19 protein-coding genes are annotated in these 26,754 nt (G+C 72.5%); 9 read left to right on the top strand and 10 right to left on the bottom strand.

Translation table 11 applies throughout. The features are described from left to right. Window positions 1–491: 491 nt before the first annotated feature. Window positions 492–1,040 carry a CGNR zinc finger domain-containing protein gene (locus ACYVOO_RS04850; protein ID WP_461014398.1) on the bottom strand — a complete coding sequence of 183 codons (549 nt, stop codon included), beginning with the start codon at window positions 1,038–1,040 and terminating at the stop codon, window positions 492–494. A 74-nt stretch (window positions 1,041–1,114) separates the two neighbouring features. Between ACYVOO_RS04850 and ACYVOO_RS04845 the strand changes: the two genes are divergently transcribed. Further along, window positions 1,115–1,492 (top strand): VOC family protein, encoded by a 378-nt coding sequence (locus tag ACYVOO_RS04845; protein WP_461014397.1) that lies wholly within the window; start codon window positions 1,115–1,117, stop codon window positions 1,490–1,492. Between the two features lie 104 nt (window positions 1,493–1,596). On the opposite strand, the gene ACYVOO_RS04840 is transcribed toward ACYVOO_RS04845, so the two are convergent. After that, on the bottom strand, window positions 1,597–2,856 hold the full coding sequence (locus ACYVOO_RS04840; protein ID WP_461014396.1) for an LCP family protein: 1,260 nt from the start codon (window positions 2,854–2,856) through the stop codon (window positions 1,597–1,599). Between the two features lie 128 nt (window positions 2,857–2,984). Between ACYVOO_RS04840 and ACYVOO_RS04835 the strand changes: the two genes are divergently transcribed. Continuing rightward, window positions 2,985–3,614 (top strand): acyl-CoA thioesterase, encoded by a 630-nt coding sequence (locus ACYVOO_RS04835; protein ID WP_461014395.1) that lies wholly within the window; start codon window positions 2,985–2,987, stop codon window positions 3,612–3,614. 70 nt (window positions 3,615–3,684) lie between these two features. Here the strand turns inward: ACYVOO_RS04835 and ACYVOO_RS04830 are convergent, their stop codons facing one another. Continuing rightward, window positions 3,685–5,283, bottom strand: coding sequence for an LCP family protein (locus tag ACYVOO_RS04830; RefSeq protein ID WP_461014394.1), 1,599 nt, complete (start codon window positions 5,281–5,283; stop codon window positions 3,685–3,687). Window positions 5,284–5,518: 235 nt separating this feature from the next. Between ACYVOO_RS04830 and ACYVOO_RS04825 the strand changes: the two genes are divergently transcribed. Then, window positions 5,519–6,553 (top strand): glycosyltransferase family 2 protein, encoded by a 1,035-nt coding sequence (locus tag ACYVOO_RS04825; protein WP_461014393.1) that lies wholly within the window; start codon window positions 5,519–5,521, stop codon window positions 6,551–6,553. 101 nt (window positions 6,554–6,654) lie between these two features. Here ACYVOO_RS04825 and ACYVOO_RS04820 read toward each other — a convergent pair whose 3' ends face one another. The 4 genes from ACYVOO_RS04820 to ACYVOO_RS04805 form a co-directional block, all read right to left on the bottom strand. Continuing rightward, on the bottom strand, window positions 6,655–8,598 hold the full coding sequence (locus ACYVOO_RS04820) for an LCP family protein (protein ID WP_461014392.1): 1,944 nt from the start codon (window positions 8,596–8,598) through the stop codon (window positions 6,655–6,657). A 73-nt stretch (window positions 8,599–8,671) separates the two neighbouring features. After that, window positions 8,672–10,471 carry an LCP family protein gene (locus tag ACYVOO_RS04815; RefSeq protein WP_461014391.1) on the bottom strand — a complete coding sequence of 600 codons (1,800 nt, stop codon included), beginning with the start codon at window positions 10,469–10,471 and terminating at the stop codon, window positions 8,672–8,674. 124 nt (window positions 10,472–10,595) lie between these two features. Beyond that, entirely contained in the window at window positions 10,596–12,014 is a 1,419-nt protein-coding gene (locus ACYVOO_RS04810) for an LCP family protein (RefSeq protein WP_461014390.1), read from the bottom strand. A 154-nt stretch (window positions 12,015–12,168) separates the two neighbouring features. Beyond that, window positions 12,169–12,942: a TIGR03089 family protein gene (locus ACYVOO_RS04805; RefSeq protein ID WP_461014389.1), complete on the bottom strand. Its 774-nt coding sequence runs from the start codon at window positions 12,940–12,942 to the stop codon at window positions 12,169–12,171. Between the two features lie 148 nt (window positions 12,943–13,090). On the opposite strand from ACYVOO_RS04805, the gene ACYVOO_RS04800 reads away from it, so the two are divergent. The 3 genes from ACYVOO_RS04800 to ACYVOO_RS04790 all read left to right on the top strand — a co-directional run bounded on the left by ACYVOO_RS04800 (window position 13,091) and on the right by ACYVOO_RS04790 (window position 17,161). Further along, entirely contained in the window at window positions 13,091–14,530 is a 1,440-nt protein-coding gene (locus ACYVOO_RS04800; RefSeq protein WP_461014388.1) for a peptidoglycan recognition protein family protein, read from the top strand. Window positions 14,531–14,663: 133 nt separating this feature from the next. Then, entirely contained in the window at window positions 14,664–15,746 is a 1,083-nt protein-coding gene (manB, locus tag ACYVOO_RS04795) for a mannose-1-phosphate guanylyltransferase (RefSeq protein ID WP_461014387.1), read from the top strand. Between the two features lie 476 nt (window positions 15,747–16,222). Next, on the top strand, window positions 16,223–17,161 hold the full coding sequence (locus ACYVOO_RS04790; RefSeq protein ID WP_461014386.1) for a DNA-3-methyladenine glycosylase family protein: 939 nt from the start codon (window positions 16,223–16,225) through the stop codon (window positions 17,159–17,161). 24 nt (window positions 17,162–17,185) lie between these two features. On the opposite strand, the gene ACYVOO_RS04785 is transcribed toward ACYVOO_RS04790, so the two are convergent. The 3 genes from ACYVOO_RS04785 to ACYVOO_RS04775 all read right to left on the bottom strand — a co-directional run bounded on the left by ACYVOO_RS04785 (window position 17,186) and on the right by ACYVOO_RS04775 (window position 20,227). Further along, a complete protein-coding gene (locus ACYVOO_RS04785) occupies window positions 17,186–18,568 on the bottom strand; it encodes a coenzyme F420-0:L-glutamate ligase (protein ID WP_461014385.1) in 1,383 nt (460 codons plus the stop codon). Further along, a complete protein-coding gene (gene cofD / locus ACYVOO_RS04780; protein WP_461014384.1) occupies window positions 18,565–19,533 on the bottom strand; it encodes a 2-phospho-L-lactate transferase in 969 nt (322 codons plus the stop codon). Before cofD ends, ACYVOO_RS04785 begins: the two co-directional genes overlap by 4 nt. A 163-nt stretch (window positions 19,534–19,696) precedes the next feature. Then, window positions 19,697–20,227 carry a cysteine dioxygenase gene (locus ACYVOO_RS04775; protein WP_461014383.1) on the bottom strand — a complete coding sequence of 177 codons (531 nt, stop codon included), beginning with the start codon at window positions 20,225–20,227 and terminating at the stop codon, window positions 19,697–19,699. A gap of 666 nt (window positions 20,228–20,893) precedes the next feature. On the opposite strand from ACYVOO_RS04775, the gene ACYVOO_RS04770 reads away from it, so the two are divergent. The 3 genes from ACYVOO_RS04770 (at window position 20,894) to ACYVOO_RS04760 (ending at window position 26,722) form a co-directional block, all read left to right on the top strand. Beyond that, entirely contained in the window at window positions 20,894–21,157 is a 264-nt protein-coding gene (locus tag ACYVOO_RS04770) for a WhiB family transcriptional regulator (protein ID WP_004952403.1), read from the top strand. Window positions 21,158–21,341: 184 nt separating this feature from the next. Next, window positions 21,342–25,148, top strand: coding sequence for a glycosyltransferase family 2 protein (locus ACYVOO_RS04765; RefSeq protein ID WP_461014382.1), 3,807 nt, complete (start codon window positions 21,342–21,344; stop codon window positions 25,146–25,148). Beyond that, window positions 25,145–26,722 carry a DUF5719 family protein gene (locus ACYVOO_RS04760; RefSeq protein WP_461014381.1) on the top strand — a complete coding sequence of 526 codons (1,578 nt, stop codon included), beginning with the start codon at window positions 25,145–25,147 and terminating at the stop codon, window positions 26,720–26,722. Before ACYVOO_RS04765 ends, ACYVOO_RS04760 begins: the two co-directional genes overlap by 4 nt. Window positions 26,723–26,754: the final 32 nt, after the last annotated feature.

Raw genomic sequence — 26,754 nt, 5'->3', positions numbered from 1 at the left:
TTTCTCGACCTGCGGGGACACCCCACCCCGTCCCCGTCCCGCCGGTGGCCCGCTATCCAGCTCCGGGTCGGCTGACGCCCACACCCCAGCGCGGGACCTCCGGTCCCCACTCCACCGGGCCAATTGGAGCGGACCGGAAGCTGGCCGCGACCATGTACAGACAGCCGAAAAGCCGACCCGCACTTGTCGCCGCCCGAGGAGACACCCCGGCACGGCACCGACCCCCACCACACAGCAACCCCACACGGCCACCGGCGCAAGCCAAGAACCACGCGGCGCAAGCCGCGTCGCACCGCAACCACACGCCGCGCCGCAGCCACCGGCCCGCACCCGGAAATGGCGCCCAGCCCAGCGCAGCGCCCCGCACCCCGTGAAGCCGCACAAAAATCAGCGCGGGACCCTGCGGCACCCACCACACCGGCGAACCGTCCCGCGCAACACCCCCGGACAACCAGACCCCCCGTTTCCTTCCGCACCCCGCGAAGGGGCCGTCAGGGGGAGGGGCGTCGGGCCCGATAAGTTCGCATTTTGGCGCGGCTGCCGCAGACCGCCATGGTGCACCAGCGGCCACGCGCCGCCGGGCTGCGGTCGTAGAAGACCCAGAGGCAGTCCTCGGCCTCGCACGCCTTGAGCCGCTGCCACTGGCCGCCCGCGTCCGCCGCCGCGATCCCCGCCGCGACGCGCGCGGCGAGCCCGTCGACCCCGAGAAGCCCGTCGGCGGGCCGCAAGGCCGCCGCGCCGGCCCCGTCGAGCCCGAGCACGAGCGGCGCGGCCCCGAGGCGCCGCTCCAGTACCCGCGCCGCACCGGGGTCCATCGGAGCGCCCGTGTGCGCCATGCACGCGCTCCGCAGCCCCTCCCTCAGTTCGGTGACGGCGGGCAGGTCGTCCCCGGTCAGGGCGAGGCCTGTCAGGCCGTGGCGGCGGGCGAACAGGCCGAGGCCGTCCGGCGCCGCGAGCGCGTCCTCGCCGGTCTCCACGTCGAGGGTGTTCACCAGTTCCTGCACCAGGACGAGTGAGGCGGGCGCTGTCCTGTCCGTCACCTTGCCAGGTTACTGGTAGGACGCCATCATGGGGTAACCGAAGCGTTACCAGTAACGAGCTTCAAGGGGTAACCATGGCTATCGCCACGATGGGTGTCGTCGTCCTGGACTGTCCGGACCCGCAGCGGCTCGCGGAGTTCTACGCGGCCGTGCTCGGCTGGAAGGTCGACCCGAGCGAGAGCGAGGAGGACTGGGTCGAGGTCGCGAGCCCCGAGGGGCGGCGGCTGGCCTTCCAGGAGTCGCCGGGCTACGTACCGCCGCAGTGGCCCAGCCTGGAGCACGCGCAGCAGCTCCACCTGGATCTGGACGTGCCCAGGGAGAAGATGGACGAGGCCGAGCGCGAGGTGCTCGCGCTCGGTGCGGTGCTGGCGCAGGGCGACGACGGCGGCAAGCGGAACTTCCGCGTCTACCTCGACCCCGTCGGGCACCCCTTCTGCTTCTGCGCCCGCTGACAAGGCTCGGGGCACAGCACCGGGTCCGGACAGCGCTCGGCCCGGCCGGTCAGTGGTCCGGCCGGGCCGAGCGCGGCGCCGTTACGACAAGAGAGGGGACGGGGTCACTGGTCCGAGGTGACGGTGACCTTCTCGTCGTCCTTCAACTGCTGCACGAGCTGCTTCACCTTCGGCATGTCCCACTGGAGCGAGCCCTGCGGCGCCGTGCCGGAGATGGGCATGTTCATGGACTTGCCCTCGCCGCTGGAGACGTCCTTCATCGCGAAGAACATCGAGCCCAGGTTCCACAGGCTCATGTCCTTGTCGACGATCAGGGTGTCCAGGCCCGCGCCCATGGTCGGGTAGAGGCGGAACGGGTTGAGGACCGTCGAGGGGGTCGCCGTCTGGCTGGCGAGCGCGGCCAGGAACTTCTGCTGGTTCTTGGTGCGGCCGAGGTCGCTGTCGCCGGTGCCCGCGTGCCGGTTGCGGACGAAGGAGAGGGCCTGCTTCCCGTCGAGGACCTGCTTGCCCTTCTTGAAGTCGGCGCCGGAGTTCTTGTCCTTGATGTCCTGCGGGATGTCCATCTCGACGCCGCCGACCGCGTCGACGATCTTCGCGAAGCCGCCGAAGCCGATCTCCGCGTAGTGGTCGATCTTCAGCCCGGTGTTGTGCTCGACGGTACGGACCAGCAGCGGGGCGCCGTCCTGCGCGTAGGCGGCGTTGAGCTTGGTGTGCTGGACGTTGTCGAAGTGCTTGCCGGACTCGGAGCCCGTGAACGACGGGATCTCGACCCAGGAGTCGCGCGGCAGCGACACCATGGTGGGCCCGTCGCTGCCGACGTGCAGGATCATCATCGAGTCGGTGCGCTTGCCCTCGGCCGAGCCCGTGTGGAGGTCCTGCTTCTCCTGGTCGGACATGCCCTCGCGGCTGTCGGAGCCGACGATCAGGTAGTTGGTGCCGTCGCCCGCCTCGGGGCGGTCCTCGACGATGCTGAGGTCGACCTCGCGGCGCAGCTTGGAGTCGGCCCAGAAGTAGGTGCCGACGGACCAGGCGAGCACCACGACCACCAGCGTGATCAGGCCCCACTTGAACCGGCGCCCCCAGTCGGGGCGCGGGCGGGTGTCGTAGTCGCCGTAGCCGTCGTAGTCGTCACGGCCGCCGCGCCCGCCGCCGCCGTAGACCTGGCCATCGCTGTAGCCGGAGTCGTAGGCGTCGTGCCCGCCGCCGCTGTCGTATCCGGCGCTCTGGTTCGCTCTGGACTGGCCCGGGACCCCCGGCCGCCGCGTCTGCGGCATGACACGGGCCTGCTCCGGACCGGGCGCTGCGCTGCCGCGTCCGTACCGGTCTCCGGAGTTGTTGTTCCATCCATCGGGCCACTGATTCATGCACGGCAGTTTGCCTGCCCGGTGGTGCCTGAACACAGCCCGGGTGCTGGTTCGAGCCTTTCCTGTAGCAGATCTGATGCAAAGGCGCGCGTCGGGCGTCGGCCATGTCGCCGCATATGGTGGAGGGCATGACCGACCAGGCCCTTACGGCGGAAGATGCCCTACCGGGCAAGCCGACCGCCGCCTCCCGAACCACCCTGTCGCACATCATGACGGGCAGTGACACCAACCTTCTCGGCACCGTGCACGGCGGCGTGATCATGAAGCTGGCCGACGACGCGGCGGGCGCCGTCGCGGGCAGGCACTCGGGCGGACCAGCGGTGACGGCCTCCATGGACGAGATGGTCTTCCTGGAGCCCGTGCGGGTGGGTGACCTGGTGCATGTGAAGGCTCAGGTGAACTGGACGGGGCGCTCCTCGATGGAGGTCGGCGTGCGGGTGCTGGCCGAGCGCTGGAACGAGTCCACGCCGGCGACGCAGGTCGGCACCGCCTACCTCGTCTTCGCGGCCGTCGACGAGGACGGCAAGCCGCGCCCCGTACCGCCCGTGATCCCGGAGACCGAGCAGGACGAGCGGCGCTATCAGGAGGCCCAGATCCGCCGTACGCACCGGCTCGCGCGGCGCCGCGCCATCAGGGAGCTGCGGGAGCGCAAGCAGGGGGAGTGGGCCGACGCCGCGCCGGGGGACGGCGCGGGTACCGGTACCGGTACCGGTACCGGTACCGGCACGGGCGCGGGGGCCCGGCGCCAGGCGGGGTAGCCAAGCACCGCACCCGTACCGCAAGGCCCGCTCCGTACCGCCCGGCCCGGACCCGTACCGCCAGAGCGCCCTACTTGCAGGCCACCCTGTCCCCCGTGACCGCGCCGCCGTCGGTCCCGGAGCCGGGGGAGCCCGCGGGGGCGCCCCCGGTCACCTTGCGCACCTTGTCGTGGTCCGCGCCGAGGACGACCCCCATCACCGGGCCGCGTCCCTTCTCCTCGCGCAGCTTCGCGCCCGGCAGCGCCTTGGCCAGGGAGCGGGCCGAGCGGTCCCAGCGCGGGTCGTAGGCGATGGTGGTGTGCGCCACGTCGTCGGAGGCGGCGTTGCGGGCGCCCCCCGTGGTGGCGAAGCCCGTCGCGCGCAGCGCTTGGTCGGTCCGGAGGGCGAGGCCCTGTCTGTCCGTGCCGTTCTCGACCTGGACGCGGATGCTGTTCGGCGCGACCTCGACGGTCGTGGTGCTGCTCTCCGGTCCTCCGGCGGGCGCCTTGCCGTCCTTCTCCGCCTTCTTGGCCTCCCGCTTCTTCGCCTCCGGAGACAGCGGCCGGTCCTCGCGCAGCGACCGGAACAGCTTCCCCGCCTTCTCCGCGTCCCACTGCACCGTCGAGCCGAGCCCGGGCACGATCCGGTTCGCGTTGGCGATGGGGACCTGCGCGAACTCGGACGAGGCCGGGGTGAAGCCCTTCATCGCCTGGCCGAGCGCCATCATCTCGTCGATGCCGAAACCGGGGTCGGCGCGCATGGAGCCGAGGATCGTCCTGGCGACGCGGTCGAACTTCACCGGGTTCATCAGCACCCCGCTGTGCGTCGCCCGGGAGATGACGGAGGCCAGGAAGCGCTGCTGGCGCTGCATCCGGCCGAGGTCGGCTGCGGCGTCCAGATGGCGGGCGCGTACGTACTGGAGCGCCTGGCCCCCGTTCAGCCGGGACGTGCCCGCGGGCAGGTCGAGCCCTGAGTGGTCGTCCTTGAGGGGCTTGTCCGTGCAGATCGGGACCCCGCCCAGCACGTCCACGGTCTTCATGAAGCTGCTGAAATCGACCTCCAGGTAATGGTCCATATGGATGCCTGTCATGGCCTCGACGGTCCGCACGGTGAGCTGGGGGCCGCCGTGCGCGTAGGCCGAGTTCAGCTTCGCGGGCTGCTCCTCGTGCCGCTCGCCCGTGCCGGAGTCGGTGTGCGCGGGCAGGCGCGCGTACGAGTCGCGCGGGAGGCTCACCACACTCGCGCGCTGCCGGTCGGCCGAAAGGTGGACCATCAGCAGGGTGTCGGTGCAGTCGCAGGCCGAGCCGCCGAGCTGGTACTTCCGCTTCTCCGACGCCGACAGCTTGTCGCGCCCGTCGGTGCCGACGACCAGGAAGTTCACCCCGCTGGTCGTGTTCGGGCGGTCACCGAGCCCGTGGAACGGGTCCACCCGCCGTACGCCGGAGTCCAGCCCGGAGAGCAGCACGTGCCCGGCCCCGCTCGCCGCCAGCACCAGCGCCGAGACCCCCGCCGCCGCGGTCAGCCCCCACCGGAACCGCTTCCGGCGCCTCGGCCGCGCGGAGTCCTCACCCCCGGATTCCCCGGAGCGCGCGTCGTCGGAGCACGCGTCGTCGGAGCACGCGTCGTCGGGGGCGGGGGAGGAGGGGGAGGTCCGGTCGGGCGACGGGGTACGACGGGCCGGTGCGGGCAAGTGACACCTCGCGGCGTGTGAGGGGGACGGATCGCGGGTTCGGGGCCCGGGAACGGGGGCCGGGGTCGGGGTTCCGGATTCCAGGATGACCGTATGTGTCGTAACGCGCGCTTTGAGTACGTACAAGCACAGTAATCCCATATGATCTGATGCTCGCGGTCACACGCCGCTGGCCCTCCCCGCACGCACCCGGCTGCCGTGCGGGGGCCCTCCGCGCACGCGATAACGTGAGCGGGTGACTGATACCAAGCCCCCCGCCGTCTCTGTGATCATGCCGGTGCTCAATGAGGAGAGGCACCTGCGAAGCTCCGTCAGGCACATCCTGGAGCAGGAGTACGACGGCGAGCTGGAGATCGTGATCGCCCTCGGCCCGTCCGAGGACCGCACGGACGAGATCGCCGCCGAGCTGGTGCGCGAGGACCCCCGGGTGCGCACGGTGCCCAACCCGACGGGCCGCACGCCCGCCGCGCTGAACGCCGCGATCAAGGCGTCCCGGCACCCGGTCGTGGTGCGCGTGGACGGGCACGGGATGCTCTCGCCCGACTACATCTCGACGGCGGTGCGGCTGCTGGAGGAGACCGGCGCGGCCAACGTCGGCGGCATCATGCACGCCGAGGGCGAGAACGACTGGGAGCACGCCGTCGCCGCCGCCATGACCTCGAAGATCGGGGTCGGCAACGCCGCCTTCCACACGGGCGGCGCCGCGCAGAAGGCCGACACCGTGTATCTCGGCGTCTTCCGCCGCGAGGTGCTGGAGCGGCAGGGCGGCTACAACGAGGAGTTCATCCGCGCCCAGGACTGGGAGCTGAACTACCGCATCCGCGAGGCGGGCGGCCTCGTCTGGTTCTCGCCCGACCTGCGCGTCTCCTACCGGCCGCGGCCGAGCGTCCGCGCGCTCGCCAAGCAGTACAAGAACTACGGACGTTGGCGCCACGTCGTCGCGCGCTACCACTCAGGATCGATCAACCTGCGCTATCTGGCGCCGCCGACCGCCGTGTGCTTCGTCGCGGCGGGCGCGGTCGTCGGCATCGTGCTGACCCCGTGGGGCTTCCTCGCACCCGCCGCCTATCTGGCCGCCATCACCGCGGGCTCGCTGCCCGCCGGCAAGGGCCTGCCCGCCGGGGCGCGGGTGCGGATTCCCCTCGCGCTGGCCACCATGCACATGTCGTGGGGCTGGGGCTTTCTGACGAGCCCGCGGAAGCTGGCGCGCAAGGTCATCGCCAGCCGCCGCGAGCCGGTGCTGACGCCGACGGCCCCGGCCGAGGGCTGAGCGGACCAGGCCGGATCAGGCCGGACGAGGACCACGAGGAGGGGCGGTCCACACCGTACGCACGGTGCGGACCGCCCCTCCTCGTCGCTTCTTGCCGGGCGTCACCACGTGTACGTCGGGTTGACCTCCATGCACGCCTTCTTGTCGTCGCCGTTGAGCGCGTCCGCGCTGTCCGGGGCCTTCTCCTCGCCGCCCCCGCCGCTCTCGCCGCCGCCCTTGCCGCCGCCTCCGCCGCCGTCCGCCTGCTTCGGGTAGCTGGAGCCCTCGCGCCAGTCGGTGCCGATGACCAGGGTCACGTCCTGCACCGCGCTGGAGTGCCGCACGGAGCGCTCCGGGACGCCGAGGGCCTTCGCGACGGCGAGCGCGTCGCCTCGCCTGCTCTCGCTCGGGTAGCTGATGGTCGTGTCGGCCTGCGACTTGGGCGTCTGGTCCGCCGTCGCCTGGGTGAAGCCCTCGCCGACGAGGGTCTGCGCGATGGACGCCGCCCGGCCCGTGACGGGGCTCTGGAGCGCCGTGCCCGTGCCGTTCATGACCCGTACGGGGATCTCGGCCTCGGGGCGTGAGGGCTCCGTGGGCTCGGGGGACTTCTCCTTCTCTTTTTTCTTCTTGTCCTTGCCGTCCAGCGCGATGTCGTTGCGCACCATGGAGAACGTCTGGTCGGCGTCGCCCTCCTTGGGGACGACGTAGCCGCCCTCCGCGTACTCCCAGGGCATCGTCGCCATGGTGATGCGCCCGGTCGGCACCCGCTTGAGGTCGTTGCCCAGGTCGTAGAGCTTCTTGACGGTGCCGAGGCCCTCGTCGACGGTGAGGGCCTGCGTCGCCGCCTCCGCGAGGTCGCGCAGCTTGCCCGGGTCGGTGAGCTTGGTACCGGACTTGAGCTGACGGACCATCGAGTTCATGTACATGTGCTGGGCGCGGGCGCGGCCGATGTCGGTGCCGTCGCCGAAGCCGTGCCGGGTACGCAGCCAGTGCAGCGCCTGCTCGCCCTTGACGACCGACTCGCCCTTCTCCAGGCGCAGCTTCGACTTGGGGTCGTAGACGTTCTTGTCGACGCAGACGGGGACGCCGCCCACCGCGTCGGCCATCGAGACCACACCGGCGAAGTCGATCATCATGAAGTGGTCGACCGGAATGCCCGTCAGCTCTTCCCAGGTGGCCACGGTGCAGCCGGGACCGCCGTTCTGGAGGCTGGTGTTGATCTTCCCCGTCATCTCCGCGTAGACCTTCCCGTCGTCCGGGTCGGTGCACTTGGGGATCGTCGCCTTGGTGTCCCGGGGGATGGAGATGACCGACATGTTGCTGCGGTCGGCCGAGACGTGCAGCAGCATCTGGACGTCGGCGAGCGGTTCGCGGCCCTGTTCGGCGCGGGCGCCGCCGAGCTTCACGTTCTCCTTGGAGTTACGCGAGTCGGAGCCCAGCAGCAGGATGTTCAGCGGGGTCTGGCCGTGCGCGTTCGGGTCGGTCTTGTCGAGCTTGCTGTCGCCGAGGTTGAGGTCGTCCTTGCTGAGGTTCCCGTTGAGGTGCTGGTAGTAGAGGAAGCCCGCTCCCGCGGTGACGAGTATCAGCAGGGACAGGCACAGGACGAACCAGCGCAGTGCGCGTCTCTTCCTGCGCTGGGGTTTTCGCTTGCCGCGCCCGCCGCCGCCCGGGCCTCCGCTCCGGCCGCCGCCTCCGCCGCGCCCGCCGTCGGCGCTGCCGTCGCCGTCGCCCTCGCCGCCCCCGGCGCCGGGACCCGGACCGGCGGTCGTGGCGTGCGCGCCGCCCTGGGCGCCGTTGCCGGCCGCCTGGGCAGCGCCCTGGGCCGGGCTCTGCGCCGCCCCCTGTGCCGGGCTCTGGGCGGCGGCGGCCTGAGCCGCCCCTTGGCCCTGGCCCTGAGCAGGGCCCTGAGCGGGGCCCTGGGCCGCGTTCTGCGCCGCGCCGTCCGGCTCAGCCCTCCGCTGCCGTGGTGACCGCTGCCCCTGGTCCTCGTACAGGGAGTCGTCCCAGCCCCTGTCACGGGCCGTGGGGGGCCGCTCCCACTGACCTCGGATGCTGTTGTGCCGCACGGGACCTCCCCGTTCCTCATGTCAAGCGACCCCGGCCGCCTGGCGGGGCGGCCGGGGGGTTGTAGTCAATGTGTCATTTTGCGCAGACGTTCTTGTCCGCGTGGACGTTCTGCACGCCGTCCGGCGCCTTCGCCGGCGCGTCGACGGGATCGCCCGGGGTGGTGAAGTCCTTGCCGAGTGTCAGCGTCATCGAACTGCCGCCGGTGGACTGCTCCTTGAGCGCCGACTTCGGCAGGCCCAGCATGTCCGCGAGCGTCGCCGCCTGTCCCGCCTGGGAGGGGCTGAACTCCAGCTTGGTCTTGTCGAGTTGCTCCGGCGCGTTGCCGTCGTTCGTGGCGGCGCCGACGCCCTTCTCGTTCGCGAGCCAGTTCGCGGTCTCCTGTGCCGCACCGGCGGGACCGCCGCCGTTGGTCACGGAGACGCGCACCTCGGAGGCCGGAACCTTCTTGGCCTTGGACGCCTCTTCCGACTTTTCCTTCTTGTCCTTCTTGGTCTTCGTCAGCGACTTGTCCGCCTGCACCATCTTGAACAGCGGCGTGGCCTTGGCCTCGTCGAGCACGACGGTGGCCGGGTCGTCGGGGTTGTCGACGACGGGCACGGTGGCGAAGGTGATGTTCTTTGTATCCACCCGCTTGAGGTCCTGGGCCAGGTCGGTCAGCTTGCCCACGGTGCCGATGCCGGTGTCGACGGTCAGCGCCTTGGTGGCGGCGTTGCCGAGGTCGTAGAGCTTCGACGGGTTGGTGAGGGTGTCACCGGACTTCATCTTGCGGATCATCGAGCTGAGGAACTGCTGCTGCAACTCGATCCGGCTCAGGTCGCTGCCGAAGCCGATGGTGTGCCGGGTGCGCACGAACGCGAGGGCCTGCTCGCCCTTGAGGACGTGCTTGCCCGCCTTGAGCTTCAGATGGGACTTGGGGTCGTCTATGTCCTTGGCCGCGCAGACCTCGACACCGCCGACCGCTGTGGACAGCTCCTTGACGGCGTTGAAGTCGGCCATCATGAAGTGGTTGATCTTGACGCCCGTCAGCTCCTCCACCGTGCGCCAGGTGCAGCCGGGGTCGCGCCCCGACTGCCCGAGGCTGGTGTTGAAGCGCGCCTGCCGCTCCCCGGGGACGGTCTTCGTCGAGCCGTCCTTCTGCTTCGTCGGGCAGGAGGGGATGTCGGTGATCATGTCGCGCGGGATGGAGAGCGCGGTGGCGTTGGAGCGGTCGGCCGAGACGTGGAAGAGGAACGTGGTGTCGGCGTGGCCGACGCTCCCCGCGTCGCCGTAGCCCTCGTTGCCCTTGCCCTCACGCGCGTCCGTACCGATGACGAGGATGTTGACGGGGCCGTCGGAGACCGCGTCGTTGTGCATCCCGACGTCGACCTTGTTGATGTTGCCGTTGAAGTGCTGGTACAGGAAATAGCCGCTCGTGCAGCCCGCGACCAGCAGCAGCCCCAGCGTGCCGCCGCCCCAGCGCAGCACCTTCTGTTTCCGCGACAGCCCCTGCTTCGCACGGCGGCGGTTGCTGCCCCTGCCGCCACCACCGGCGCCGCCCGCCCGGTGCCCCGAGGCGGCCGTGGCCGCGGCCTGCTTGCCGCGCCGCCGCTGCGAGGGGAGCCGCGTCGTGCCCGGGGGAGGGCCGTCGTGGTCCTCGGCGGCGGAGGACGACGAGGCCGACGGGGAGGAGGGCGGAGCGGACGGAGCGGAGGACTCCGAGGCCGGTCTTCTCTGGCGCGGAGCGGTCGGTCGGCTGTTGCCGTACGGGCCCCCGGAGGAGGCGTCGTCGGCAACGGGGTTCAGCCGCAGCTCGTAGCTGCCGGTGTTCGGGTTGAACACCCACTGATCCGCGGGATCGATATCGCCCGCGTGCCCACGGCCTTGCGCGTTCACGATTGCGTAAGTCCTCCATTTGCCGCCTGGCGTCGCCCCATCGGGGCGGACCGGAGCGTTCACACTATCCGGCAGGTTCGAGGCGGAGCGACGTCGGTGACAAATTCCACGAACTCAGAAGCGGTCAATTCACCCCATTCCCTGCGGTGTCCGCTGCACAGATGTCCCGAGCCGCTGTTGTTCCTCTGTACGTTGGCGCATCGTCATCCGACGGTTCGCCGCTCGCGTCACTCATATGACCCGAACCGCTCTCGGAGGGTGACGCCTTCTCATTCCCGTTCTCGCTCTGTTCTCCGGGCTTGGCGTCCGCGATATCGGCCTTGTCGCCCCCGCCGTCCCCGTCACCCTTGACGCGGACAGGACGATCCTGGCGCAACTGCTCGAAGAGCCGGTCCGCTTCCGGCTGCACCAGTTCGTCGCGGTTGATATCGAGTTCGTACGACTGTCGGGGCACCGTAAGAAATCGCACGTCGCCCTCGGGGATATTCCGAACGCTGCGCACGAGTTCGTACAGCTCCGTCAGGGAATCCAGCCCCGAGTCCGCTGTCAGTGCGGAGGTCGCGGAGTCCAGAACCGGATAGAGCTTTGCGGGATTGAGCAGGACACCATTGCTGCGCATTTTCTTCACAAGGGATCCGAGGAACTGCTGCTGACGATCCATCCGCTGGGTGTCGCTGCCGTTCCCGAGAGCGTGCCGCGCGCGGACGTAGCCGAGCGCGTCCTCGCCGAACAGGGTCTGGCGTCCGGCCGGGAGGTCCAGCTTGGCGTCGGTGTCCTTGACGGCCTCGGGGAGGCAGACCTCCACGCCCTCCACCGCGTCCACCAGCTTCTTGAAGCCGCTGAAGTCGACGATGAGGTGGTGGTCGATCCGTATCCCCGTCATCTTCTCGACGGTGCGGATGGTGCAGGCAGCGCCGCCGGTCTGGAACGCCGAGTTGAACTGCGCGAACCGCGCTTCGGTCCGCCCGCCGCCGCGCTTCTCGCAGGCCGGGATGTCCGTCATCAGGTCGCGCGGGATGGAGACGCCTGTGGCGCTGGAGCGGTCGGCGGCGATGTGCAGCAGGATCGCGGTGTCGGAGCGCTGGCCGCCGCCGTCGCGCCCGTACTTGCCGTTGCTGCCGCTGCGCGAGTCCGAGCCCAGCAGCAGGATGTTCTGCACCTCGGCGGGCGCCTCCTCGGAGTCCTCCGAGGGGGCGGGTTTGACGGGCCGGTCCGCCTCGTGCCGTCGCAGTTCGTTCTCGGTGCTGACGTCGGTGCGGATGTTGCCGTCGAGCTTCTTGTAGAGGGAATAGCCCACACCGGCGGCGGCCAGCACGGCGACCGAGGCGGTCAGCGCCAGCACCCGCAGCCAGCGGCGCCGCTTCCTGGCGCGTGGGCGGGAGTGGGGACCGGCGGCCCCCGGAGTGGCGGATCCGGGAGTGGTGGCCCCCGGGGCGGCGGACCCCGGAGTCCCGGAGGAGCCTCTGGCGTCCGCCGTCTCCGCCGTGGCGGGTGCGGTGCCGGAGGTGGCTCCTGTGCCGGGTGTTCCGGGGTCGTCGGTCACGTCTGCGTCATCCCTCGATGGTCGGCGGCGCGTTCTGCGCGCGTACAGGCGTGCGGGCGCCGGTTACGTAGGCAGACGCCTCAACCGCGTACAGGGTTGTACGCGGACGTGCTCGCTTTGCCGATCATCGGACTGTCAGGACGCACCGGCACCGTCAGGTGGCGGTGCGGGTGGCGGTGTGGGTGACGCGCTCGCTCTCCTTCCGCTTGTCGATGGACGCGGTGTCGAGCCGGTCGAGGTTCCTGCACAGGACCACGGAACCGCCCGCCGCCAGCGGCGCGAGCAGCCCGGCGCTGACGCCCTCCCAGTTGTCGTACGGGAGGGCCGACAGCAGCCGGGACCCGGGCCCGAGCCCGCGCGCCGCCGCGTCCTCGCGGGCCCGCGCCACGGCCGCCTCGCCCGTCAACTCCTCGCCCCCCGGCAGCACGAGGAAGGTCTCCGAGGGCTCGACGGGCGCGTACGGCGTGAAGCGGTCGCCCTGGCTCGGCACCTCGACGGCGTAGTCGAGGAAGCCGGGCGGCGGCTGCGGGAAGCGCCCGCCGAGCGGCCGGAGGGCGAGCGCCACGCGCTCGCCGCCGCACGCGCGCGCGGCCTCCAGGTCCTCGGGCTCCGGTCCGCTGACGGCGAGGTCGGCCCGTGCCGGGTCGCCGCCCAGCTCGGCGACGACGCCGGTGGAGGAGGCGGCGAGCAGCCATACGGCCGTCTGCCAGTGCGCGGGCAGCAGCAGAGCGAGCCGGTCGCCCGGTTCGGCGGAGAGGTCGTCCTGGAGCAGGTTCGCCGTCTTCGCCACCCAATTGGCGAGGGTGGCGGCCGAGAGTTCGACGCGCTCGCCCGTCGCGTCGTCGTAGAAGGTCAGCAGGGGCCGCGCGGGGTCCGCGGCGAGCGCGGAACGCAGCAGGTCGGCGGGGGTGCGATCGGAAGCGTTCATCCGCGCAAGGGTACGCGCGCGGGGTGCCGAGGAGGCGTCGGAGGCGCGGAGCGGTACCGGGGAGGTGCCGGTGGAGGCGGCGGTGTGGCCGACGTGGCGTCAGATGACGAATAGACAGATTTCCCCACTTATGTCCAGGATCATTGTTATGCGTGCATCTGTTGCCTCCTCGATCGGCGTCGCATGCGCGGCAGCCCTGCTGCTGCCCTTCGCGCCCTCGGCGCCCTCCGTACCAGCCGCCCCCACCTCCGCCTCCGGCCTCTCCGTCCAGGGCGCCGCCGGTGCGCCGGTGGCGGCCGACGCGGCGTCAGCCGACGTGCCCGCGGCGGGCGCGCCCGCCGCCCGCGCCGACCGTGCCGCGCACGGCTCCCCGGCCTCGGCCGGGCGCGACGGCCAACTCCCCGGCAGCACCCAGTCGCTGCGGCTCGCTCCCCTCTCAGCCCTCTCCTCCGCGCCCCGCGACAACTCCAGGGCGCTCTCGGCACCCAGCGGCAGCCCTCCCGGCGGGGAGGGTCTGGCACCCAAGAAGGTCGAGCCGTTCTCGCTGGTCGGCGTCGTCTGGGACGACGCGGCCACCGACCTGCACGGCGACATCCAGGTCCGTACGCGCGCCGAGGCGAGCGGCAGATGGACCGACTGGCGGGACCTGGAGGCGCACGGCGACGGCCCCGAAGCGCCCGAGGCGCCCGAGGCGGGCACGCCCGGAAAGGGGGCCGCCGGGAAGGGGACGCCCGAGCAAGGGGCCGCCCCCGCGCGTGGCGCCTCCGCTCCCCTGTGGGTCGGCGCCTCGGACGGAGTAGAGGTGCGGGTGCTGCCCGAGGCGGCTGCCGGACAGGGCGACCCCGATCCCGAGTCGGGGCTCCCCGAGGGCCTGCGCCTGGAACTCGTCGACCCGGGCCCGAAGCCCCCGGACACGTCGCAGGGGCGCACGGCGCACAAGGGCTCGGGCAAGGGCGGCAGGGCCGAGACGGCGGGGAAGGGGCGTGCGGCGTCCCAGCCGCGCATCGTCGAGCGCCAGGAGTGGGGGGCCGACGAGAACCTGCGGGAGAAGGGCTTCTCCTACACGGACACGGTGAAGACGGCGTTCGTGCACCACACCGCCATGAGCAACGCCTACAGCTGCTCCCAGGTGCCCTCCATCATCCGGGGCATCTACCGCTACCACGTCAAGAGCAGCAAGTGGCGCGACATCGGCTACAACTTCCTTGTCGACAAGTGCGGCACCGTCTACGAAGGCCGTGCCGGGGGTGTGGCCAAGCCCGTCATGGGCGCTCACACTTACGGTTTCAACTCCAACAGCACGGGCATCGCCGTCATCGGTTCCTTCGACAAGTCACCGCCGCCCGAGCCCGCCGTGGACGGGGTGGCGCAGGTGGCGGCCTGGAAGCTCGGGCTGCACGGGGCGAACCCGCTCGGCACGACCGTCATGACCTCGGGGGGCGGCACCAAGCACAAGAAGGGCACGAAGGTCACGTTCAACGCCATTGCCGGGCACCGCGACGGTTTCGTCACCTCGTGCCCAGGCGCCCAGCTCTACCGCAAGCTGGGCGCCGTACGCGCCGCGGCGGCGCGGCTCCAGGGCCGCTGACGCCGCTCAGCGAGCGCTCCTCGGGCGTCCCCTGATGGGCGGGCCGGGTGGGCCGCCGGGCAGTGTGCGCGCGTCTGCATACACTGGCCGACCGGCCACCCGGCCAAGGCCCCGTCAGGAAGCAGAGAAACAGGTGACAGAAGCGATTCTCCTGGTCGGGGGCAAGGGCACCCGGCTGCGTCCGCTGACCGTGAACACGCCGAAGCCGATGGTCCCGGCGGCGGGTGTGCCCTTTCTCACCCACCAGTTGGCGCGGGCCCGCGCGGCAGGTGTCGAGCACGTGGTGATGGCCACCTCCTACCTCGCCGAGGTCTTCGAGCCGTACTTCGGCGACGGTTCCCAACTCGGTCTGCACCTGGAGTACGTGACGGAGGACGAGCCGCTCGGCACGGGCGGCGCCATCCGGAACGTCGCCTCCCGCCTGCACTCGGCGCCCGGCGACCCGGTGCTCATCTTCAACGGGGACATCCTCACCGGGCTCGACATCCGCGCCCTCGTCGACACCCACACAGGCTCGGGCGCCGACGTCTCCCTGCACCTCACCCGGGTGGACGACCCGCGCGCCTACGGGCTCGTGCCCACGGACGACGACGGCCGGGTGACGGCCTTCCTGGAGAAGCCGCAGACGCCGGAGGAGATCGTCACCGACCAGATCAACGCGGGCGCCTACGTCTTCGACCGCGCCGTGATCGACTCCATCCCGCTGGGCCGCCCCGTGTCGGTCGAGCGCGAGACCTTCCCCGGGCTGCTGTCGGACGGCGCCCACCTCCAGGGCATGGTCGACTCCACGTACTGGCTCGACCTCGGCACCCCGCAGGCGTTCGTGCGCGGCTCCGCCGACCTCGTCCTCGGCCGCGCGCCCTCCCCTGCCGTGCCCGGCAGATGCGGCGACAGACTCGTCCTGGGCACCGCCGACGTCGCGCCCGACGCCAAGCTGACGGGCGGCACCGTGGTGGGCGCCCGCGCGGTGGTCGGCTCCGGTGCCAGGATCGACGGCTCGACGGTGCTGGACGGCGCCGTCGTGGAGTCCGGCGCCGAGATCCGGGACTCGCTGATCGGCGCGGAGGCCCGCATCGGGGCCGGTGCGGTGCTCGACGGCGCGGTGATCGGTGACGGCGCGCACGTCGGTGAGGGCAACGAGCTGCGGGACGGCATCCGCGTGTGGTGCGACGCGCGCATCCCGGCGGGCGCGGTGCGGTTCTCTTCCGACCAGTAGCGGGTTCCCCGCCGTCGTGGGCACACGCCCCGTGCGGGGCCCGCTCGCGCGGGGTCGGGGGGCGCCTGCTCGCGCGGGGCACGCGGCCTTCGGCCCGTGTCAGCGCGGTCGGTGGGGGTGTTGCGCGGGACGGTTGGCCCGTGCGGTGCGCACTGTAGGGTCCCGCGCTGGTTTTTGACCGTGCGTTTCGCCGGGGCCTTCGGCCCGGTCGGTGGAGGTGTTGCGCGGGGCGCCGGGGCCGTGATGTGGGTGCCGTCGGGTCCTGCGCTCGGTGTCGGTGCCGGTGCCGGACCCTGGTTTTTGACCGTGCGTCTCGCCGGGGCCTCCGGCCCGTGTCAGCGCGGTTGATGGGGGTGTTGCGCGGGGCGCCGGGGCCGTGACGGGGGCACCGGTGCGTTCCACGCCGATGCCGGGCGTGCCCGCGCCAGGGAGCCGCGCCCCGCGCGCGAGGGGACCGGCGGCGGGCGCTGTCAGTCGTGGCCCTTACGCTTTCGGGCGTGCCCGAGCCCGCGCCCCTCACCCGAAGCTGGACCCCGCCGCCGTCGTACGACCTGCGGGGCCATCTGAGCGTGCTGCGGCGCGGCCCGTACGACCCCTGCCACCGCGTCGAGGGCTGCGCCGTCTGGCGCGGGACCCGCACCCCGCAGGGGCCCGCCACGCTCCGGCTGACGCAGAGCGGCGACGGGGGTGTGCGGGCCGAGGCGTGGGGCGCGGGCGCCGAGTGGGCGCTCGACGGGCTGCCCGCGCTGCTCGGCGCCGAAGACGATCCCTCCGCCTTCACCGCGCACCACCGCCTCACCCAGGAGTCGCACCGCCGCCACCCCGGGCTGCGGCTGGGCCGCACGGGGCTGGTGCTCGAATCGCTGATCCCCTCGGTCCTGGAGCAGAAGGTCACGACGGAGGAGGCGTACCGCGCCTGGCGGCTGCTGGTGCGGCGCCACGGAGAGCGCGCGCCGGGGCCGCACGAGAACCTGCACGTCATGCCCGACGCGCACACCTGGTGCCGGATACCGTCCTGGGAGTGGCACCGCGCGGGCGTCGACGGCAAGCGCTCGGCCGCGATCGTCCACGCGGTGCGGCGCGCCCGCAGGATGGAGGAGGCCGCGGCCATGGAGCTGCCGGACGCGATGGCCCGCCTCCAGGCGATCCCGGGCATCGGCCCCTGGACGGCGGCCGAGACCCTCCAGCGCAGCAACGGCGCCCCGGACGCGCTCACCGTCGGCGATCTCCACCTGCCGCGCATCATCGGCTACGCGCTGACGGGCGCCAGGGACACGGACGACGCGGGCATGCTGGAGCTGCTGGCGCCGTACGAGGGCCAGCGGCACCGCGCTGCCCGGCTCATCCTGCTGACCGGGCGCAAGCCCGCGCGCCGCCAGCCCCGCTTCCCCGTGGGGGACATCGCGCGACTGTGAGGGCGCGCGGTCACAGCCGCGTGGTCAGCGCACCACCACGAAGTCGTCCCCGTCGCGCGGCGGACGCTCCCGGGGCGGCGCTGCCGCGTGGCCGACGGCGACGGCGCCCATCGGGTCCCAGTCGCCGGGGAGCGCGAGCACGTCCCGTACGACGTCGCGGCAGAACATGGTGGACGAGACCCAGGCGGAGCCCAGGCGCTCACCGGCGAGCGCGACGAGGAAGTTCTGGATGCCCGCGCCGCCAGCGACGACGAACATCTCCCGCTCGGCCGCGTTGCGCCGCGCGTCCGGATAGGTGTGGGAGCCGTCCATGACCAGGCAGGGCACGACGAGATAGGGCGCGTCGCGCAGCACGTCGCCGCGCCGCACGCGCTTGGCGATGCTCTCCTCGGACTTGCCGTCGGCGCGCAGATCGGCGATCCACTTCTCCCGCATGGCGTCCAGGAGCCGCAGCCTGCTCTCCTCGGTCTCCAGGAGCACGAAGCGCCACGGCGTCGTGTGGTGCGGCGCGGGCGCCGTCACCGCGGCGTCGACGGCCCGTCGCACGGCGGCGCCGTCCACGGGCTCAGCGGTGAACTCGCGCACCGTGCGGCGCAGCGTGACGGCCTCGCGCACGGCCTCCGAGGTGCCCAGCCGGAACATGTCGCTGGCCGCGTCGCGCACCAGGGCGCGCGCGGACTCCTCGGGCCGCGCCTGGGGCGTCCCCGGTGCCTCGACGGGCCCCTCCAGCACGTGCTGCGGCAGCCCCCGGATCACGGCGACGGGCAGCCCGTCGGCCTTGCCCTTGACCAGCTCACCGGCGGCGGCCAGCTCGTCCCCGACGGCGGTGACCGTCACGCCGAGGGAATTGCCGTGGCTGTCCACGCCGCCGCGCAGGTCGTTGAGCACCCGTACGCCGGAGGCGCCGATGGCCACATCGGTCTGCCCCGTGCGCCAGGGCCGCCCGAAGGTGTCCGTGACGATGACGCCGACGTCCACGCCCAGCGCCTCCCTGAGCCCCAGGCGCAGGGCGCGGGCCGAGGCGTCGGGGTCCTCGGGCAGCAGCAGCACGGTGCCCTTGGGCGTGTTCGAGGCGTCCACCCCGGCCGCCGCCATGACGAAGCCGTGCCTGCTCTCGACGATCCGCGCGGGCCCGCGCCGCGCGACGACGCGCACGGTCTCGGCCTCGATCGCGGCCTCGCGGTCGTCGGCCTCCAGGACGCGGCCCTCGGCCTTGCTGACGATCTTCGACGTCACGATGAGCACGTCGCCGTCGGCCAGCCCCGGCATGCCGGGCACGGTGGCGCCGTCCGCGACGAGCTTCACGAGATCGTCGCCGGGGCGCACCTCGGGGATGCCGGGCAGCGCCCACACCTGGTACGAGGAGGGCGCGGGCGACGAGGGTTCCGGGTGGGGGAAGAGCGTCACGCCTGGACCTCCCCGGCGAGCGCGAGCGCCTCGCGCGCCATCGCGGCGGTGGCCTCGGTGCCGGTCATCATCAGCGGCACGGCCCGGCAGCGGATGCCCGCCTCCTCGACGGCCCGCACGGAGTCCGCGTCGACGGTGTCCACGAGCCAGCCGTCGAGCAGCCCCGAGCCGTAGTGCTGTGCGACGGCGGCGGCGGTGGACTCCACGCCGACGGCCGCGAGCACCTTGTCCGCCATGCCGCGCACGGGCGCGTCCCCGACGATGGGGGAGAGGCCGACCACGGGCACTCCGGCCTCCGCGATGGCCTCCCTCATGCCGGGCACGGCGAGGATGGTGCCCACGCTGACCACGGGGTTGGACGGCGGGAAGAGGATGACGTCGGCCTCGGAGATGGCGTCGAGCACGCCGGGCGCGGGCTTCGCGCTGTCGGCGCCGACGGGCACCACGGCCTGCGCGTCGACGGAGGCCCGCAGCCGCACCCAGTACTCCTGGAAGTGCACGGCCCTGCGGCCCTCCTTGCTGTCCGGGTCGTCGATGAGGACGTGGGTCTCGACCCGGTCGTCGGTCATCGGCAGCAGCCGCACGCCCGGCTGCCAGCGCGCGCACAGCGCCTCGGTGACGTCGCTGAGCGAGTAGCCGGCGGCGATCATCTGCGTGCGGACGATGTGGGTGGCGAAGTCGCGGTCGCCGAGCCCGAACCACTCGGGCCCGACCCCGTACGCCGCCAGCTCCTCCTTGACCGCGAAGGACTCGTCCTTCCGGCCCCACCCCTGCTCCTCGTGGATGCCACCGCCGAGGGTGTACATCACGGTGTCGAGGTCAGGGCAGACCTTGAGCCCGAAGAGGTGGATGTCGTCGCCGGTGTTGCCGATCACGGTGATCTCCGCGTCGGGTACGGCGGACTTCAGTCCGCGAAGAAAGCGGGCACCGCCGATGCCCCCGGCCAGAACCACAATGCGCTGCATGCCCATAAGCATGTCAGCCGGAGGCCGCCGGGTGAGCGGGTGGGGAGAGTGACGGCGCACGGGTGGGGGTGACGGTGCGCGCGGGAGGTGGGTGACGGTCCGGCGCGCGGGACGCGCCGCGCGCCGCCGCGCCCCCGGGTCCCTGGGCCGCGCACCGTCCGCGTCAGACCGCTGTCGGCTGCCGGGCCCCCGGCACGCAGTGGGGCGCGTGCATGGGCATCTCGGTCAGCCCGGGGAAGTACACGTGGAGGCTCACGGCGGGTTCGAGACCGTCGTTGACGACTTCGTGCGCGTAGCCGGGTGCGAAGACCCGCTGCGCGCCCGGCGCGAGGAGGCGCCGCGCGCGCCCGTCGCGCCCGTCGCGCCCGTCGCGCCCGCCGCTGTCGCTGTGCTCGGTCAGTTCGCCGTCGAGGACGGTGAGGACGCCTGAGGAGGGGCCGTGGTCGTGGAGGCCGCTGCCCTGGCCCGGGAGCCAGCTCAGCAGCCAGACCTCGTAGCCGGGTCCGGTGCGCAGCCGGTGGTACCAGCGGGTCGTCGCGTCGTAGCGCACGAGCGGTTCCCACGTGGAGCGGTCACCGGCGAGGGTGGCGGCCAGTGCGGCGAAGCCCGCGACGGTGTCGGGGTGCGCGGGGACCGGCGGAAGGAGATGGGGGATCGCGAGCGGGTCGCCCGCGATCTCGACGTCGCTGTTCACGTCAGAGGTGTGCTTTCGCGCTGGAGGAACGGAAGAGGCCCGGTGAGCGCCGCGCGGGGCCGGAGCGGCCCGGGGCTGCCGGAGGGAAAAAGACCGGAAACAACAGGTGAAGAGGGTGAGCCTCAACAGCAGCGACAGCGACAGTGACCCGAGGCAGCTCGAAGGGACCCGTCGACGCGGGCCTGACGCAGCTGGGAGGTCAGTGGCATGCGGTCAAGGAACCCATAGAGCTGCCCCGCTGTCAACTGCTTGTCGCGTTTGGTCGTAATGTTTCACCACATCCGGTTACGCCCCGAGTCGAAAGGTTTGTGCACAGGCCGCACAGGACAAGTGGCGCACCAGCCGCGCACGCAAACGCCGTTGTGCATCTGTGATCGGAACGTGATCACCGATGCTCCGGCGTGCGCGGGGTGAGTGATCGGTGGTGTGCGCGATCTTTTCGCGGGAATGCGCGAAGCGGACAGTTACCGAGAGTGTCTGTAGTGGTTTGTGCTGATTTGAACACTTTCTGTGCGAGCTTGGTTCCGCAGAGTGAATAACGGGCTCAATAGCAGATCTCGGCTTGACTGCCCCGGATCGGCACACTTGTAATTTCACCCGTGTCGTTCATGCGGGATCGATAACGACGGCATCACGGGGACGCAAAGACGGACGAGGGGCGCGCACATGACCGAGCTGTTCCAACAACTGCTGGTCGAAGAGGCGGACGAAGAGCTCGGCTGGCAGGAGCGCGCTCTATGCGCGCAGACCGATCCCGAGTCGTTCTTCCCCGAGAAGGGTGGATCCACGCGCGAGGCGAAGAAGGTCTGTCTTGCCTGCGAGGTTCGCTCCGAATGCCTCGAATACGCCCTCGCGAATGACGAGCGTTTCGGTATTTGGGGCGGACTGTCCGAGCGTGAGCGGCGACGACTGAAGAAGGCCGCGGTATGAGGCACTCCCAGGGCAGTTGAGGCCCGCACTTGTACGGACCCGGTAAGCGGCGCGTGTCGAGCCGTTAGTGTGGGCTGCCGTCCGAGACGCATCACCCCTCGCATGAGGCGCGTGCGTCCACCGCAGTCCTACACAGCATCTTCCGGGGGACGCCCCCGTACCCCCGGGGAGGGCCCGTACCTCGATGTCCGTGCACAGTCATTCGGCGGCCCCATACGAGGCGGCCGCACCAGAGTTCCCTCGGCACGTCGTCACCGCCGTGCTCGTCTCCCATGACGGCGCGCGGTGGCTCCCCGAGGCACTGTCGGGCCTGCTCGGGCAGGAACGCCCCGTACAGGACGTCATCGCGGCCGACACCGGCAGCGCAGACGAATCCGCCCGACTGGTCACCGAAGCCCTCGGCGCCGAGCGCGTGCTGCACATGGCGCGGCGCTCCGGCTTCGGCGCGGCCGTCGACGAGGCGGCGCGCACCGCGCGCGTCCTCACCCCCGACGACCTCCCGTATCTGAAGCGCCCCAGCGGCTGGGACCCCGTCAGCCGCACCTGGCGCGACGAGGCGTACGACATGCCGGAGCTGCCGCACGGCGAGCCCGTGCACTGGCTGTGGCTGCTGCACGACGACTGCGCGCCCGAGGCCGACGCGCTGGCGCAGCTCCTGCGGATCGTCGACGCCGACCCCTCCGTCACCATCGTCGGCCCCAAGCTGCGCAGTTGGTACGACCGCAGGCAACTGCTCGAAGCGGGCGTCTCCATCGCCAACAGCGGGCGCCGCTGGACCGGCGTGGAGCGCCGCGAGCAGGACCAGGGCCAGCACGACCAGGTGCGGCCCGTGCTGTCCGTCTCCACCGCCGGCATGCTCATCCGCCGCGACGTCTTCGAGCAGCTCGGCGGCTTCGACCGCCGGCTGCCCCTGATGCGCGACGACGTGGACCTGTGCTGGCGGGCCCAGGCGGCGGGCCACCGCGTGCTGGTGGCACCCGACGCGTCCATGCGGCACGCGGAGGCCGCATCGCGCGAGCGGCGCCCCGTCGACTGCGTGGGGCGCGCCGGACGCGGGGGCGCCAGCCCGCACCGCGTCGACAAGGCGGGCGCCGTCTACACGCTGCTGGCCAACGTGCCCACGGGCAAACTGCCGTGGGTCCTGGCGCGCATGGTCGTCGGCACCCTGCTGCGCACCCTCGCCTACCTCGTCGGCAAGGTCCCAGGACAGGCGCTCGACGAGATCGCCGGGCTCTTCGCGACGCTGCTGCGCCCGGGGCGCATCGCCGCCGCACGGCGCGGACGCGGCAGACCGGTCGTCGCGTACAGCGATCTGCGGCCCCTCTTCCCGCCCCCCGGCGCCACGTTGCGTGCCACCTTCGAGCAGGTCACCAGCAACTTCGGCGGGCGCTCAGAGCCCGAGCTGTCCGCGGGCGGCAGGCACGGCGCCGTCGAGTCCGGGCCCGGGGACGATGACGCCGACTTTCTCCAGGTCGAGCAGTTCGCGCGGCTGAAGCAGATCGCCCAGAAGCCGGGGCCCGTCCTCTTCGCCGTCCTCCTCGTCGTCTCGCTCATCGCCTGCCGCGCCCTGCTGGGCGGCGGCGCGCTGGCGGGCGGCGCGCTGCTGCCCGCGCCCGCCGACGTCTCAGACCTGTGGGCGCGCTACTTCGACAGCTGGCACCCCGTCGGCACCGGCGGCACCCAGACCGCGCCGCCCTACCTGGCGCTCGTCGCGCTGGTGGCCACCGTCTTCCTCGGCAGCACGGGCTTCGCGCTGACGCTGCTGCTGGTCTGCTCCGTGCCGCTGGCCGGGCTGACCGCGTACTTCTGCTCCAGGCCGCTCGTCGAGTCCCGGCTGCTGCGCGCCTGGGCGAGCGTCGCCTACGCCTTCCTGCCCGCCGCAACGGGCGCGCTCGCGGGCGGGCGCATCGGCACCGCCGTGCTGGCCATCGTGCTGCCGCTGCTGGCCCGCGCCGCCGTCGCGGCGAGCGGGCTGCGCTCCAAGCCGAGCTGGCGCGCCGCGTGGGCCTGCGCGCTGCTGCTCACCCTGACGACCGCCTTCACGCCCGTGGTGTGGCCGCTGGCGCTGCTGCTGACCCTCGCGCTGCTCGTGCTGCGCTGGCGGCAGGGCGAGTTCTTCCGGTCGGCCGCCGCGCGCGGCGGCATCGCGCTGGTGACCCCGATGGTGCTGCTGGCGCCCTGGTCGCTGTCGCTGCTGACGAGCCCCGACGCCTTCCTCAAGGAGGTCGGCCTCTCCTACGGGGAGGGCTCGGCCACCCCGCTCGACCTGCTCACCCTCAACCCGGGCGGTCCGGGTGCCACCGGCGGGCTGCTGCTCGCGGGCGTCGTACTCGCCGCGCTGGCGGCGCTGCTGCGCGGGGAGCGGCAACTGCCCATCCGCGCGGCGTGGGTCGTGGCGCTGTCCGGGCTGCTCTTCGCCGCGCTGTCCAACGGCTCGGCGTGGGCGGGCCCCGCCACCCTCGTCTACGGGATCGCGCTGCTGAGCGCGGCGGCCGTGGGCGCGGAGGGGGCGAAGGAGCGGGTCGCCGCGCAGAGCTTCGGCTGGCGGCAGCCCGTCGCCGCGCTCATCGCGGTGGCGGCCGTCGTGGCGCCCCTCTTCGCGGCCTTCGGCTGGATGATCGGCGGCGCCGACGGGCCGCTCTCGCGGCGCGACCCCGTCCAGGTGCCCGCGTTCGTCGCCGAGGAGTCCAGCACCCGGGACCAGGCCCGCACCCTCGTCCTCGCGGGGGAGACGGACGGCAGCTCGGAGTCGGCCACCGGAGTCTCGTACTCCCTGGTGCGCGGCTCGGGCGCCCGCCTGGGCGACGCCGACCTCGCGGCGACGGGCGGCGAGAACACCAGGCTCGGCGGCGTGGTCGCCAACCTCGTCGCGGGCTCGGGCGCCGACCAGACGGCCCAGCTCGGCGACTACGCGGTGCGCTACGTCCTCGTACGCGACGGTGCCCCGCGCCAGATGAGCCGGGTGCTGGACGCGACGCCGGGGCTGACCCGGCTCAGCCAGGAGGACGGCAGCGCGCTGTGGCGCGTGGACCGGCAGGTCTCGCGGGTCAGCATCGTGCCGGGCGGCGAGGAGAACGGCGCCGCGGGTGCCGTGACCGCGCCCGTCCCGGTGGCCGCCGGGCCCGTCGAGGCCCACACGGACCTCCCCTCGGGCCCGTCGGGGCGCCTGCTGCGCGTCGCGGACGCGGCGAGCGACGGCTGGGAGGCGACGCTGGACGGCGAACCGCTGACCCCGGTCACCGTCGACGGCTGGGCCCAGGGCTTCGAACTGCCCACCAGCGGCGGCCGTCTGGAGCTGACGTACGGGACGAGCGTGGCGCACACCGCGTGGGTGTGGGTGCAGGGCTTCCTCGGGCTCGTGGTGGTCGTGCTCGCGCTGCCGGGCCGCCGCCGCGAGATCGACGACGACCTGCCGGAGGCCGCGACGGTCCCCGCGCAGCCCGTCGAGGGCGAGGGGCGCAGGGCGCGCAGGCTGCGTGCCGCGGCGGAGGCCGAGGCGGCTGCCTCGGCTTCGGCCGGTGACGCGGGGGACGCGGAGGACCCCGAGGGCGCGGCTCCGCCGCCTGCTCCGGAGGTGCCGGGGCAGCCCTCGTACGAGCCGGGGTACGAACCGCAGCCGCAGCCGCAGCCGCAGCCGCAGTACGACGCGGCGGCGGTGGGGTACGGGCAGGGGCAGCAGTACCCGCAGGACCCGTACCAGGCCCAGGACCCGTACGGCGGCCAGCCCTACGACCCCCAGCAGTACGGCGAGACCTACGGCGGTGACCCGTACGCCGCCGACCCGTACGCGGACTGGAACGCGCAGCAGCAGCAACAACAGCAGCAGCCGCCGCAACAGCAGGGGTACCCGCAGCAGTACGGCCAGTACGACGAGTACGGCCAGTACACCGGGCCCGCCGATCCGTACGGCTACGACGGCACGGGCGGAACGGGCGGCACGACCGGCACGGAGCCGGGCGGCGCCCCGTACGGCAACAGGAGCGAGCAGTGAACCGCAGCACCCTGACCCTGATCGGAGCCGTCACCGCGCTGGCCGCCGTGACCGGTGTCGCCGCCGTGGCGGCGCCGGGCGAGGACGCCTCCCGGAGCGCGACGGCCGCCGCCAGGAAGCCCGTCGAGCGCTCCACGCTCGTCTGCCCGCGCCCGACCGTCTCCGACGTGGCCGAGACCGACTACACCGCCTTCACGCCGAAGGGCGAGGACAGCGGCAAGGGCGGCAAGGGCAGCGCCGCGCTGTACCCGGCGGAGGAGGACACCAAGGGCGCCGGGGAAGGCGACAAGGAGAAGAAGGACGAAGAGGCCAAGGACAAGGAGAAGGACAAGGACGCCGGGGACGAGGAGGGCGCGGAGAAGGACGCCAAGCCCTTCCTCCCGCTCGACGAGCCCGGGAAGCCCGTCACGGAGAGCACGGAACGCAGCGACGCACCGGCCCTGTTCGGTTCGGCCGACGGGAAGTTCGCGCCCGGCTGGACCGTGCAGCAGACCACGACGGTGAGCGCGGGCGCTGGACGCGGCCTCCAGGGCACGTCCTGCGGCGCTGCCGACACCAGCTTCTGGTTCCCCGGCGCCAGCACGTCGGAGGACCGCCAGGACTACGTCCACCTGACCAACCCCGACAGCACCACGGCCGTCGTCGACCTGGAGATGTACGGCAAGGACGGCCGCGAGAAGTCCGGCGCCGGAGAGGGCATCACCATCCCGCCCCGCTCCACGGTCCCCGTGCTGCTCTCCACCCTGGCCACCGAGCCGACGGCCAACGTGGCGCTGCACGTCCTCGCCCGCACGGGCAGGGTGGGCGCGCAGGTGCAGGCCGTCGACAAGGAACTGGGCGGCGACTGGCTGCGGTCGGCGGCCGACGCCAACGCGAGCGCCGTGCTGCCCGGCATCCCCGCCGACGCGACCTCGGTGCGCCTCGTCGTCTTCGCGCCCGGCGAGAACGACGCGGACCTCAAGGTCAGGCTCGCGGGCAAGTCGGGCCAGATCACGCCTGCCGGTTACGAGACCCTGCACGTGCGCGGCGGCATGACCACGGCCGTCGACCTGAAGGACCTCACCAAGGGCGAGGCGGGCTCGCTCGTCCTCTCCCCGTCCGAGGGCGGCTCCGACGCCACCCCCGTGGTCGCCGCCGTCCGCGTCACGCGCGGCAAGGGCGCCGACCAGGAGACGGCGTTCATCCCGTCCACCGCGCCCATCGACGAGCGCGCGACCGCCGCCGACAACAGCACCAAGGGCTCCACCCTCTCCCTGACCGCGCCCGGCAAGAGCGCGAAGGTCCGGGTGACCTCGTCGGCCGGCAGCGAGGGCGGCAGCCCCAAGAGCGAGACGTACACGGTCAAGGGCGGCACGACCAGCTCCTTCGCGCCGCCGCAACCGGAGGGCGTCAAGGGCACGTACGCGGTGACCGTCGAGCGGATCTCGGGCGGCCCGGTGTACGGGTCGCGGATGCTGGACGAGAAGCAGGACGGGGTGCCCGCCTTCACCGTCCAGACGCTCCCTGACGACCGGGGCACGGTGCCCGTGCCGCAGTCGGGCCAGGACCTGTCGGTGCTGACGGACAAGCGCTGATCCGCTGATCCGCTGAGCCGCTGACGGGCGGT

This window comes from Streptomyces daliensis (assembly GCF_054782395.1).
Note: the sequence above shows the minus strand (reverse complement) of the source record. Positions and strands in the feature narration are given on the sequence as shown.